8 protein-coding genes are annotated in these 13,194 nt (G+C 56.1%); 7 read left to right on the top strand and 1 reads right to left on the bottom strand.

All coding sequences use genetic code 11. The features are described 5' to 3' along the window. Positions 1–10 precede the first annotated feature (10 nt). Complete coding sequence (locus tag PHD76_04690) at positions 11–988, top strand: hypothetical protein (GenBank protein MDD5261127.1); 978 nt, start codon at positions 11–13, stop codon at positions 986–988. On the opposite strand, the gene PHD76_04685 is transcribed toward PHD76_04690, so the two are convergent. Then, a complete protein-coding gene (locus PHD76_04685) occupies positions 985–3,111 on the bottom strand; it encodes a hypothetical protein (protein MDD5261126.1) in 2,127 nt (708 codons plus the stop codon). The genes PHD76_04690 and PHD76_04685 overlap by 4 nt on opposite strands. A 383-nt stretch (positions 3,112–3,494) precedes the next feature. Between PHD76_04685 and PHD76_04680 the strand changes: the two genes are divergently transcribed. The 6 genes from PHD76_04680 (at position 3,495) to raiA (ending at position 13,129) form a co-directional block, all read left to right on the top strand. Continuing rightward, positions 3,495–5,201, top strand: a complete 1,707-nt coding sequence (locus PHD76_04680; GenBank protein MDD5261125.1) for a GspE/PulE family protein — start codon at positions 3,495–3,497, stop codon at positions 5,199–5,201. A 19-nt stretch (positions 5,202–5,220) separates the two neighbouring features. Continuing rightward, positions 5,221–6,465 (top strand): type II secretion system F family protein, encoded by a 1,245-nt coding sequence (locus tag PHD76_04675; protein MDD5261124.1) that lies wholly within the window; start codon positions 5,221–5,223, stop codon positions 6,463–6,465. Between the two features lie 178 nt (positions 6,466–6,643). Further along, positions 6,644–8,503, top strand: coding sequence for an acyl-CoA thioesterase (locus PHD76_04670; protein ID MDD5261123.1), 1,860 nt, complete (start codon positions 6,644–6,646; stop codon positions 8,501–8,503). A gap of 298 nt (positions 8,504–8,801) precedes the next feature. Then, the gene (locus tag PHD76_04665; protein ID MDD5261122.1) at positions 8,802–11,543 is read left to right on the top strand and encodes a tetratricopeptide repeat protein; all 2,742 of its coding nucleotides are present in this window, start codon (positions 8,802–8,804) and stop codon (positions 11,541–11,543) included. Continuing rightward, positions 11,540–12,484: a hypothetical protein gene (locus PHD76_04660; GenBank protein ID MDD5261121.1), complete on the top strand. Its 945-nt coding sequence runs from the start codon at positions 11,540–11,542 to the stop codon at positions 12,482–12,484. Before PHD76_04665 ends, PHD76_04660 begins: the two co-directional genes overlap by 4 nt. Positions 12,485–12,763: 279 nt before the next feature. Further along, a complete protein-coding gene (raiA, locus tag PHD76_04655; GenBank protein ID MDD5261120.1) occupies positions 12,764–13,129 on the top strand; it encodes a ribosome-associated translation inhibitor RaiA in 366 nt (121 codons plus the stop codon). The last annotated feature ends 65 nt before the right edge of the window (positions 13,130–13,194 follow it).

Below are 13,194 nucleotides of genomic sequence, written 5' to 3'. Positions count from 1 at the left end.
ATTGGGACAGATGAAACAGCCCGATCCAGACAGCGGCACTTCCCGTGTGCCGCAGTTGCCGGAATTTTCCGCCACCACCCTGATTGATCTCAAGGGGTTGGTCGGGACCATTCATGAAGCCAAAGGGGCCCGGGATGTGTCCGGAATGGATGACAAGCCCGGGGAAAACTTGCTGGATGTTTTTGCCGCCGAAGCTGAAAAACTTCGCGCGAGCAAGGCCAAGCCCGGCCTCATCATGCCGATTTTACTGCAGAAGCTTGGATGTGGACTGGAGTCGGAATTGGGGCGGGCCGCGTTGAAAGCCAGCGAAATGGCGGGAACAGGCGGGGAGCAGCCGACGTATCACAATGACCAGCATGTGACGGAAGTGATCCTGGCGGCCTATTGCCTGGGAATGCGGGAACATCTCCCGGTTGACCGCGTGGTGGAACTGCTGATTGCGGCGGCGGCGCACGATCTGGGGCATACAGGCGGGATCAACCGGCACGCCTATGAGCTGGAGACGCGGTCTTATCATATCATTTACCCCGTGCTGGTTGAGGCGGGGCTTGGGGAGGAGCGGATCGAACGGATCGGGCGGATGATTGTTTCAACCGATTTTGCCAATGGCGTCCCCCTGGTGAGGGTTGCTTACCGCGAATGCCGCCAACTGCCGCCGGATCATGAGGAACGGCTGCTGGCCGCCCAGTGTGTGATCCTTACGGAAGCGGACGTTCTTTTTTCCTGCTTTAATGAAAATTACAATGAGATGCTCAGCGGCCTGCTTTCCGTCGAATGGAACCGGAAGGAAATGCTCAGTGTGCCAGAACGTGTGGGATTTTTGTCATCGGTGGAGTTTGTTTCCGACGCGGCCATTCAACTGGGGCTTGAGCAAAGGCGCAAGGCCCTTTGGTACAACCTGACACGCCGGACGGGCCGGATTTCCTATCCCCATCTCACGCCGGACGCAGAGGCGCGGGATGAAAATCCCGGCCATCCGAATCTCTAACGCTTCATTTGAAGTAATCGTTGCTTGTCCTGGTCGCTGAGGGAGGATTTTTGAACGGCTGCCGCCGCCGCCGTGGAGTCGATTTTCATCCAGTGTTGGAGGACGTATTGGACTTGGCTGTTGCGATTGTTTTCATCCCCGATGCTGGCGGCCCACATGTAGGCGCCCTCGGGGTCGGCGTTGATGACCTGGGTTGAAAAGGAACGGACGGCCGCGTCGCGTGAAGGCCCGGCCGGCAGTTTATCCAGCCAGACGGAGGCTTTTTCAGGATCATTGCGCCCCCACTGGCTGGCGATGTTGGACATGGCGTTGGTCTTCTGATTGTTGTCCGGGAGGTTGGAAAGCCACTGCGCCGCCGCCGCCGGATCCGAGTCGCCCCAGCGGCTTGCCACCGAGCTGATGGCGTTATTCTTGGCGTCGCCCTCCTGCATCGAATTGATGTAGGTCGCAGCAGCCTTCGGGTCATTTCCGGCCCATTGGCCCACAGCGCTGGACATTGCCTGGTTCTTCGCGTCGCCCTCGCTCAATTGCCCGATCCACGCAAGCGCCTTGGCCGGGTCTTCCGAACTCCATTGGTTGGCAACGGCATTGATCATGTTGGTTTGGGCTTGTCCCGGAGGCAATGTGAGCGCAAAAGTTGCCGCTGATTTGAGGTCGTTGCTGGCCCACTGGTAGCTGATGCCGTTGATCACCTGGTTTTTGCTTTCACCTTCGGGGAGGGACTTGAGCCAGTCGATGGCCGCTGCGGGGTCGCTGCTGACCCATTGAGAGGCGGCCGATCTTAGCACATCGCCGCGCGCGCTGGCTTGTTGGATCGACTGGGCGTATTGCACGGCGGCTTTGGGGTCGTTGTGCGCCCATTGGGAAACGATGTTTTGCAAGGCGTTGTTGCGGTTCTGGCCGTCGGGCAATTTTTGCACCCAGTCCAATGCCGAGGGAACATCGGTGTTGGCCCATTGTATGGCGATGGATCTGACGATGTTATTTTTTTGGTTGCCCGGGGGAAGGGTATCGACGAATGCGGCGGCGGCTTTGGGGTCTTTTTGCGCCCACTGGGATGTGATTTGTTGCAAGGCGGAGCTTTTCGCCTGGGAAGGCGGCAGCTTTTGCGCCCATTCGAGGGCGCTCGGGGTATCATTTTGCGCCCATTGCCAGGCGATGCTGGAGATCAGGTTGTTCTTTTGCCCTGTGCTGGGGATGTTGTCGATGTAAGCGGCGGCCGCTTTTGGATCCGACGCGGCCCAGTTGGAGACAATAGTTTGCATGGCCATGTTTTGATCGTTGCCGGAAGGAAGTTGCTCCAGCCAGGCAAGCGCGGCGGGGCGGTCTTTTTGAGCCCAAGACATGGCGACGCCCTGGATTGCCTGCCGGCGTTGTTCGCCTGCGGGCAACTGCAGCGCCATTTGCGAGGCTTGCGCCGGGTCCTTGGAGGCCATCGTGCTGAAAATGTTTTGGTATATCCAATTTCGGCTTTGGTCCTTGACGCTTTGCGCCAGTTGAAGCGCCTTGGCTGGGTCCTGCTGTGCGAGCTGGCTCAAAATGGCCTGCGTGGCGATGCTCCGTTGCTGGGTGTCTTCTATTTTTTGGGCCAGGCCCAGAGCGTGTTCCGGGTTGGATGCCGCGAGAGAGCCATAGACACTGCCGATAATGGAGTAGGCCAATGATTTGTCAGTACCTTTAAGCGCTTTATCCGAGTACGCCAGTGCGCCTTCGGGATCAAGTTCCGCCCACCGTCCGCCGAGCGTGGACAGGGCCAAATATTTGTCCATGCTCATGGGCATGGCGTTGATCTGTTTCAAGGCTTCCGGGATGTCCTTGGCTGCGAGGGTGTCGGCGTAGAGGTAAAGGTCGCGCTGCTTGCGATAGCCGTTCGGCTCATTGAGGATTGAGGCGAGATCCTTGGGCGCTGTTGAGGCGGATGGCCCCGTGCCGGAAGTTGGATTCGTTTCGGCCAACAATTGCGAACTGGACCCGGAAGGTTTTGTCCCTCCGGATGGCGATGTTTCCTTGTGCCCGGAAAACAAGGGGGAAGGCGAAGATGCCGGAAGCAGGTAACGCCCTCCGGCAATGCCGATGAGCAGGGTCGCCAGACCGGCTGAAGCGAGCAGGAGAATGTTTTTCATAAGGATGGAAAGGTGGAAGATTTGGGCCGATGCTACATCAATCCCGAGTTGGCGTCAGTAATTATTAGAGAGTTTAACGCAAAGACGCCAACTCCGACATTCGTCGCGAGCAGGGGGCAAAAGACGCAAGGTTGAAACAAGCAATTTTCAACATAAAATCCAGGAGTGTTGAAGGCGCAGCAAGCCAAACACATGTTGAACCACGAAAATTACAAATATGAGCGTCATTTCACTCCAATCCTTCCATTTGTATCTTTTGCGCCTCTGCGCCTTATGCCCTTTGCGTTAATAACGTGTTCTTTTGTCTTTCTCGCGACGTTGCAAGCCCAAAGTCGGCTTTAAAAAAGGCTGGGAGCCGGGCGGATGTCGGCTACAGTTGGCCCATGTTTCTACAGCAGCAACTGGCGGATTTGGCCCGGCAGAGCGGTTGTGAGGATGGTGCGGCCCTGAGCGATCATTTGCAAAAGGCGGTTGCGATGCAAAAATCCCTGGTCACCGCAGTCCTGGACAGCGACCTGGTCGAGGAGGAACGGTTTATTTCCGGCATGGCCGGTTTGTTCGGAATCCCATGCAAGGATGAGGTGCTTCCCGCCATTCCGGCCGCGTTGCGCGATAAATTTCCGGCCCGCATTGCCTTGCGTTACCACCTCCTGCCAATGGGAGAAGATGCCGACGGATTCTGGTTGTCCACCTACGACCCGTTTGACCTCGTCGCGCGAAAAGCCGCCGCACAAACCGTTCCGGACCGCCCGATTCAGTGGGTGCTTGCCTCACGGCGCAAAATTTTACAATCGCTGCGTCAGGGATACGGCGTCGGGGCCGAGACCTTCGATCAAATCCTGGAAGGCCGGGAGATCGATGATGCGCTGCAGGAAATCAAGCAGGAGATCAATGTCCTGGATCCGGACGAGTCCGAGGCGTCGGTGGTCAAATTTGTCAACCAGATCATGAGGGAAGCTCTGGAGGAACATGCGACGGATATTCACATCGAGCCGCTGGAGAATGATCTCCGCATCCGCTACCGGATTGACGGGGTTTTGCATGAGGTACCGGTCCCCTCGCAGATCAAGCTGTTGCAGGCCTCGGTGATTTCGCGCGTCAAGATCATGGCGCATCTGGACATTGCCGAAAAAAGGCTTCCACAGGACGGTCGCATCAATTTGGAACTGGAAGGGCAGCCGATTGACGTTCGCGTGGCCTGCATCCCCTCCGTGACCGGTGAAAGCATCAGCCTGCGTTTGCTGGGCCAGCAGCAATTTGATTTCGCGCTCCTCGGGCTGGATTCCGCGGCGGAGCAAAAGGTGCGAAGCCTGCTGTCGCAGCCGAACGGCATTGTGTTGCTGACCGGGCCGACTGGGTGCGGGAAATCCACATCGCTTTACACGTTTCTATCGAGCCTCAACACCAAGGAGCGCCGGATTGTCACGATCGAGGACCCGGTGGAACACAAGCTGGACGGGGTGATCCAGATTGCCGTCAAACCGGAGATCGAGCTGACCTTTGCGGCGGGACTGAGAAGCATCCTGCGCGGCGACCCGAATGTCATCATGGTGGGGGAAATGCGCGATTTTGAGACGGCGGAGATTGCGGTGCGCGCGGCGCTGACCGGGCATTTGGTGTTCAGCACACTGCACACCAACGATGCAATCGGGGGCATCACGCGCTTGATCGACATGGGCGTGGAGCCCTTCCTGGTCGGTTCGTCGGTGCGCGCATTCATTGCGCAACGGCTGGTGCGCGTGCTTTGCCCGCATTGCCGGCGCCCGGCCAGCCATCCGGATTCATATTTGAAGGAGATCGGATTCCCATTGGAGAAAAAATCCGCCATTTACCAGCCACAGGGCTGCGAGCGTTGCCGTAATACGGGATACATGGGACGGACCGCAATTTTTGAAATCTGCCTGGTTTCCAAACGCATTGAGGATCTGATCACGCAGAAGAAGTCCGCAGGCGCTTTGCGGGCGGTTGCGCTTGAGGAGGGGATGCTGCCCCTGCGCCAATATGGATTTTCGAAGGTCATAGCCGGCATCACAACCGTGGAGGAAGTGGTGCGGGTCACCAGCGCGGATATTGCCGTGCTCGACGAATAGCAAGCCGGGGACGAAAGCGATGCCGATTTTTCAATACCGCGCGGTAGCCCATGACGGAAGCAAAACAGAGGGCGAGATCGAGGCTCCGGGGCGCAGCGAGGCGTTCCGAAAGCTGGAACAGCAAAACCTGCAACCGGTCGCCTTGAACCAGAAGCAGGCCGGGCCTCCCGCCGGCGTCGGAGAGTTTCGCCAGAAAACCCGCCAGGATATATCCAATGGATTGTTATTGACGCGTTCCCGCATCATCCTGTTTACTGAGGAACTGAGCGACCTGTTGGAAGCGGGATTGCAACTGGAACCGGCACTGAGGGCGATGGAGCACAGGCAGGAACTCGGCGGATTGAAGGAAGTGGTGATTGCCCTGCGGGAAAAGGTGGTGCAGGGCGCCAGTTTTTCATCCGCATTGAGGAATACCAGTTCGAGCTTTGGCGAGTTGTATTGCAATTTGGTGGCTGCGGGCGAAATCAGCGGCGCCATGCCCAAGCTGCTCAGAAAGCAGGCCCAATACCTGCAGGCGATTGACGAGTTGCAAAACAAGGTTTTGCAGTCCTTGATCTATCCGTCTTTTATTTTTGGCGCGGGCGGCATCCTCATGATCGTGTTCATGAGCTACCTAGTCCCCCAACTGACCCGGTTGCTCAAGGAAACGGGGAAGTCCATGCCATTACCCACCCGCGTGCTGATTGCCTTTAGCGATTTTATCAGCCACTACGGCTTGTTGGTTTTAGCCGTTGCGGCTGCCGCCACGGCCGGCTTTTGGTTTTATATCCAGCAGGAGCAGGGCCGGCGCTGGTGGGATGAAACCAAGCTGAAAATGCCTCTCCTGGGCTCGGTCATCGCCATGCGCTATTACGCCCAGTTTTCCCAAACCCTGGCCAATTTGGTGGGGAACGGCATCCCTCTATTAAACTCGCTCAAGCTGATGTACTCGGCCACAGAGAATGTTCATTTTCAGGCTCTGCTGGCCGGGGTGATTGACGTGGTCGCGGAAGGTGGAAGTTTTTCAAGGGCACTGAAAAAGGTGGGGCATTTTCCCCCGTTGTTCATTGATATGGTGGGAGTGGGAGAGCAGACGGGCGACATGGGAACCGCGCTCGAAAAGGCGTCGATCCGCTACGACCGTGAGCTGAGCCGGTCGATCCAGCGGCTGACGGCCCTGATCCAGCCGATCATCATCATCGTCATGGCCTTGATGGTGGGCTTGGTGGCCTATTCCATGATCAGCGGCATATTCCAGACCATCTCGGGCTTGAAAATGCGATGAGGAAGAGTTTTAAGTCTTAAGTCTTAAGTTTTCAGTTTCAAGTTTCCGCCTTCTTTCGTGATTTAAACCCGCGTCTTTGCGCCTTATGCCCTCTGCGTTAATAAGCCTTTTATTCGCGTCGCCATGAAAAACCCCGCTTGCCGGGGGCGGGCTTCGGTGGTTATCTGGTTCCTCTCACATGAAACAAAATCGCTGGCTTAACTCGCTCTTTTGGGGAAATTCCATTGCCTTGTCCTGGCTCTGGGGGCTGGGGCTCTTTTTTTCCGTCCAGATCACATTCCTGTTCGGACTCACAGGCCTGCTGTGTTTTGCGATCCCCAACGCCCTGGGTTTGTTCCTTTTCGGCGTTTACACCGGAAAAATTGCCGGGCGCGATTCGGGCGACGATTCCCTGGGCCGCTTCTTTAAAAAATGGGCCCGGCCATTCCGCCTGAGTTTCTATCTATACCAGTTACTGGCGATAACTCTGACCGTGTTCGCCGCGGTGCATTACTTCTTTGAGCCGCTGGTGCTGCCCTCCCGCGAGTCCGGCATCGTGGTTTATCTGCTGTTTGTGGCCCTCACGGTTTTGATCGTGCTCGCCGCCTCCTGCCTCTTTGGCGAGGAGTTTGACATCGCCTCGATCAAGTTCGGCCATCTGGCGCAATTCGCGATTCTGGCCGTGGCCGTCGCGGTTGTTTTGGCAATCATCCAGCCTTTCCATTTCGGCACCCGGCCGCTGCTGGAAGCCAAGCCTTTTGCCGACTTCAAATTCTGGGGCTATCTGATCCCGATTTTCGTCGGCTTTCTGGTCGGTCCCTGGTTGGATCTGCAGCAATGGCAGCGCGCCATCCAGATCCACAAGGAGAGGACGAGCCTGGCGGGCAGCTACTTTTTCGGCAGCGTTGAATTTTTCCTGCTATTGTTGTTTCACGGGGTGATGGCGCTCTATGTCATGGGAAATTTCCCCGGATCCTTTCAAACCGTCGAGGTGGTCGGCCTGCAATATGCTCATCAAATGATCGTGCAATTCATGCACGGGCAGGAGACGGTGATCGGGCTCTGGGCCCCGTATGGTTATTATGTGTTCATCGCGGTGTGCTTGATCACAACCCTCGACAGCGGCTATGTGGCGCTCAAATGGTTTCTGTCCGAAAACGTCAAGGCCAGCCAAAGCCCCATTTTTTCCTTCATCCCGCAGGGCCTTATTTCATCGCCCATTCCGAGTTTTATTTTCGCCGGGGTTTTTACCATTTTCGCCTGTGTCATCCGGTTGGAGCTTGAATATTTCATGGTATTTTACGCGTCGTTTTTCATTGGCTATAGCGGGCTTGGCATTGCGCGTTGCTTTGTGCCCAATTCCCAAAATCCCCTGCCGCAGATCCGGATGTTTGCGATGGGTAGCCTGGCGGTGGTGATTTTCGCCTATGGCTATTTGTTCGGGGTGCCGGGCTTGATGATCCTGGCGTCGATCCTGCCGATCCTCTACGTCCTCTGGCTTGTGTTTAACACCGACCTGTTGCGCGTGGTCACGGAAAAGGCGGAAGAGGTGATTGACGCGGCGTCGGAGCTTCCGGGCTTGAAGGCCATTTCCAAGGTGACCCATTTTGTTTCCGGCAGCGAGCCAAGGGAAGTGAGCACGGGCAGCCATTTCGAGGGAAAATGGTTTGTGCATTCCTTCATTTCGACCTATTCCGACACCAACTCGGTCGGCAACGTGTATTTCGGGATGTACGCCATGTGGGTCGGCAAGACGCGCGAACTGTTTTTTAATTACGTGCTGCCGGCGTTTGACCTGAAGACCACGCCTTATTATATCCTGACGCGCTCCTTCGAGCACAAGTTTGCCAGGGAAAGCCGCGAGTTTGAGCGGATCAGCGTCAAGATCCGCATCTCGGAATACAACCGCAAGATCGTCACCATGGAACATCAGATCCACGATTCCGCCGGGAATTTGTTGGGGAAGGGAAAGCAGCAGTTGATCTTTGTCGCCAGCAAGGACTATCACCTCTTGAACATCCCGGATGAAGTCATGACCGCGTTTCTGCCCTATGTCTGACGGGTGCTGATTTGTGTTATCCCCCCGACAAGGGGGAAGGCGAGGGGGTTTTGTTGGCCGCAAAAGACGGAAGAAAAAACGTTTTGAACCGCAGATGGACGCAGATAAACGCAGATAAAAGGCAGCGTAAAATAAAATCCATTTTCTGCCTTTCCTCCGCGCCTTTGCGTCTCTGCGCGAGACCTTGTGCTGGTTTTCATTCCCGGTTCAAAATGATTTTCTTTGTGACCCCATCGTCACGCTATTGAAACGATAGGTTTTTATAATCCGTTTCATGCGTTTCATTCTGAAATGCGGCATGGCCGGGTTATTGTTGCAGCCTGCTTTGCTGGCAGCCGGTTTTGGGGCGAGTTCCCCTGTGCCGACAGGCCATGATGTCCTGCAGCAGGGACTTTTTGCTTTTGACAGCGGCGATAATGCCAGGGCCGAGGCTGTTTTAAACGGCTTCCTGGCCGACTACGGCAAGAGCGTGGAGGCGGCGCAGGTCCTGGAGCAAGTCATCCAGTTGCTGGCTTATTCGCAAATCCGACAGGGCAAGTTTGAGGCTGCTCAGGGAAATATCGAAAAATATCTGAACGATTACCCCAGCGGCAGCGAAACCGAGTCGTTTGTCTTTTGGCGCGGAGTTGCCCTGCTGAAAACCGGGAAGCCGAAGGAAGCGGAAGCAGCCTTGCGCGCTTATCTGCAAAAATATCCCGCGAGCAAACGCAGCGATCCAGCCCGGTTCAGCCTCGGCCAGGCCTTGCTGGCGCAAAACAAATACAAGGAAACAGCGGATTATTTTACCGAGCTGGAAAAGCGGGCAAAACCCGACATGGCCTCTCAGGCGCGCCTGCTCGTGGTGCATGCCAGGATCAAGTCGGGACAATACGACGCGGCGCTCGATTCGCTGCAAACGCTGTTTTCAGATAATGACAACACGCCCAAAATCTCAGCCCGCCATTTGTTGGCGTTGGATCTGGGTTCGCGATTGCTGAACGACGGACAATATCGCAAAGCCCTGCTGGCCTTGCAAAAGGTCTGGCCGAAGGATCGTCTTGTCACACGGCAAACATCAAGGCTGGCGGCTCTCGAATCCACACAGAAAAAACTTTCGTCGAGCCCTGTTTCAGACCCAACAGAGCAGATACAGATTCAGGATTCGATCCTTCAAATTCGCGCGGAACTCGATCAGTTGAAAAACATGCCGGATTACGACGCGGCTTTGCAGTTTCGCATCGCGCAGGCGTTTTTGCATTTGAACCGGTACCGGGAGGCAAACCTCGTGTTGCGACAGATGGTCGGGAAACTGTCTGAGAACGAAGGCAAGGGCGAATGGCTGATGCAGGCCGATTACACCCGTGTGGTCGCTCTGGCGCACATGCAGCGCTGGCGGGAGGCCATCCAAGTTGCAGATGAGTTTGCGGGGCGTTTTTCAAAAAGCCCGCTTTTGCCGGAGGTTTTGTATCTCAAGGCCGAATCCTGTCGCCAGAGCAAGGATTACAATCAATCGGTGGAAATCTTTCAAAAGGTGGCGGCTCAATATCCGGGTTTTGCGCAAGCCGATCGCTGCCTGTTCATGGCCGCGTATGGCCTGCTCTTGCAGGAAAGGAACACCGAGGCGGCGGCGTTGTTTCAGGAGTTCCGTGAAAAGTTTCCCAAAAGCGGATGGATTGAAAGGAGCTGGTACTGGGAGGCGATGGCCTGGCACTTCAACAAGGACTACGCCAAAAGCCGGGAAGCTCACCGGGTCTATCTCGAAAAATATTTTCACGGAATTTATGCGGCCGACAGCAGCTTCCGCCGGGCGCAGGCCTTGTTTTATCAAAAGGATTTCAACGGCGCCTGCAAGGAGCTTGAAGCTTTCTTAAAGCGTTATCCGGGGTCCGAACCGGCGGATGAGGCTGTCAATTTGTTAGGTGATTGCTGGCTGGCTTTGGGCGAGACCGAGCGCGGGCTTGAGGCGTACAGCAAAAATTCCGGACGCGACCGCAAGCTGGCCGATTATGCGGTCTTCCGGGTGGGCCAGGTTTACAAGGCCACTGAGCAGTATGACCGGATGCGCGCACATTTTGAAACGTTTGTGCGGGAACATCCCGAGAGCCCGCGCATTGCGGAGGCTTTGGGGAAGATTGCCTGGGTTTATCGTCGCCAGGAACAACCCGAAAAGGCGCTGGAGCTGTACTGGGATGCGGTCTCGCGTTATGGCAACGATCCGGAGGCTTCTGCGGTTGAAGACATGCTGCGGGCGCTGGCGAAGTATTATCATTCGCCGGAGGAGAAGGAGCGGTTGATGGGCAAGTTGAGCACGCTGGGCGCGGAGTCTGCCGCCAAAAATCAACGCGCCCTCGCCGCAAGAATGCTCTGGATGCAGGCCCAGCTTGAGCAAGGCACGGCCCCGGAGGCTGCAGCGGAACATTTGCTCAGGATTCCCGGGTTGGCGGAACCTCGCGAACTGAGCTCCATCCTGCTGGCGGATGTGGGGGATGTCTTGCTGAAGGCGGGGAAGAGCAGCGAGGCGGCAGGGTTCTATATGACAATTTTATCCTGGTATCCGAACAGCGCGCTGCGCGACCGGAGTTATGCCGGACTCGGCCTTGTTGCAAAATCGCAAGGCAAAACAAAACAGGCCCTGGAATACTTTGAGCGATTTGATAGGGAAAATGCGCAGCCTGCGTCCAGGCTCCGGGTGTTGCAGGCGCGCGCGGAGATCTTTTTGGAAAGGGGCGATACGGAGCGCGCACTCGGCCAATTGGAACAGGTGCTGAAGATTCCGTCGGCGCGCGGACTTCCGGCAGTCGAGGCGTTGTACAAGATTGGGGAGATTTATCTGGGCCGCGGCGACGCAAAAAGGGCCATTCCGTATTTCCAGCGCATCTATGTCATGTATGGGCGCTGGGGCGATTACGTGGCGCGGGCGTATTGGCAAAGCGGCCAGGCCTTTGAAAGGCTGGAGATGAGACAGGAAGCGGCGAATACCTATCGCGAATTGATTGGCAACGAGCAATTGAAGGGAACGGCGGAATACGCACAGGCGAGGGAAAGGTTGAATGCTTTATGAGTATCAAGTTTCAGGCATCAAGTTTCATGTTTGTCGCGGCTCTGCTTGTGCTGGGCTTGCTGGCGCAGGCAGTGGCGGCAGATGAAATTTGGCTGAAGAGCGGTTTGAAGGTGGAGGGAAGGATTCTGGGTACGGATGGAAAAGCCGTAACCCTTGAGCCTGCTTTGAACGCCGGGCAGGCGCGAATCCCGTATCCCTTGGCGCTGATTGAAAAAATTAAATTTGAAAATGACAACACGGTTGCCCGGCTGCTTGTTTCGGCGGACGTGAAAGATTTGCCCGAGTTGGAAAAGCGATGGGTGTTGCGGCGGCTGTTTCTTTCCCTGCCGGAGAGCAATGCCGGGACGCTGGGTCTTGCCTGTGCGCGACTCCAACTGGCCAAGGAAACAAAAAAGGCGGCGCGTGAGGCGTTGGAACTTTGTTCCGTGATTGAAAAGGGGGACTGGCTGGCGTCACGCAGAACTGAAGCCGCAGGCCTTCGCCTGTCGGCCTTGGCCCGGCTTGGCAGGGCCGAACAGGCTGTGGAGGAGGCGTCGCGGATGGAAGGAATTTCCGGAGAAGATGAAGCGTCGCTGGCTCTCTTGCGCGCACGAGCGCGGCTGGCGCAGGCGGAGTCGGCCTGCTCGAAACTGCAGGACCTGGAAAAGAAATGGCCGAAATGGCAGTTGATGACTGACAAGCGGGTCGAGCATGAGCAATTGCTGAATGCCGCGCTGGACGGGTTTATGTTCCCGGTGGTTTTTCATGCGGACTTGAAAAAGCTGTGCGCCGAGGGATTGTGGCGCGCGGCGGAGCTCAGTTGCCGGGCCGGGGACAAGGACGGCGCGACGACCTGTGTGTCTGAGATTTTGAATTATTATCCCGAGCCGGAATTTAAAGGCCGCGCGGAACGCCTGGCGAGGGAATATAAGCTGTCGGTGGAAAACAAGGTTCGCCGCTGAGGTGCTGAGAACGCAGAGGAAAAACTATTATTGCTTGGAACAAGCCGCATTTATCCCCCTTCTCAGGGGGATGGTGCCAGCCTAGTTTTAATCCGCGTACATCCGTGTCCATCCGTGGTTCTCTTCATGTTTTAAGTCTTAAGTTTAAAGTTTTAAGAAAGCCCCAATTTTCTCATCTGTGGAAATCTGCGTCCATCTGCGGATAAAAGGTTTTCTTCCGTGTTCTGTGTTTTTGCGGTTAAGGATGGACACGGCGTTGCCGGGGTTTAAATTAAAATCATGCAAATTCACATCAGTTCAAGACATCTGAGATTGACCGGAGCGATCCATGAATATGTGGCCCAGAAGGTCAGCCACCTGGAACATTTGACCGACGAAATCATCGGCGCCCATGTGGTGCTGATGTACGATGAAAACAAGAATCCCGACAAATCCTTTTGCGTGAAGGCCCACCTTGCGGTTCCCGGCCCGGACATCCATATCGAGGAACACCGCAGTGATTTGTATGCCGCGATTGATGTGGCCGCCGACAAACTCGCAGGCCAGTTGCGCAAACGCAAAACCCGCCGCGTTGAACAGAAAAAGCATGTGGCGCGCCGTTTGAACGAGCGGAAACGGAAATTGGGATTGGGCGCGGAGGCCTGAATTCTGGCTGTCGGGTCCCAGCAGGGACCGGACATTTAAAATGGAGGGTCGAGCGCCGTCTCGAC

This window comes from Candidatus Methylacidiphilales bacterium (genome assembly GCA_028713655.1).
In the GTDB taxonomy this organism is placed as follows: domain Bacteria; phylum Verrucomicrobiota; class Verrucomicrobiia; order Methylacidiphilales; family JAAUTS01; genus JAQTNW01.
The sequence above is the reverse complement of the archived record's forward strand: the minus strand, read 5'-3'. Positions and strand labels throughout refer to the sequence as shown.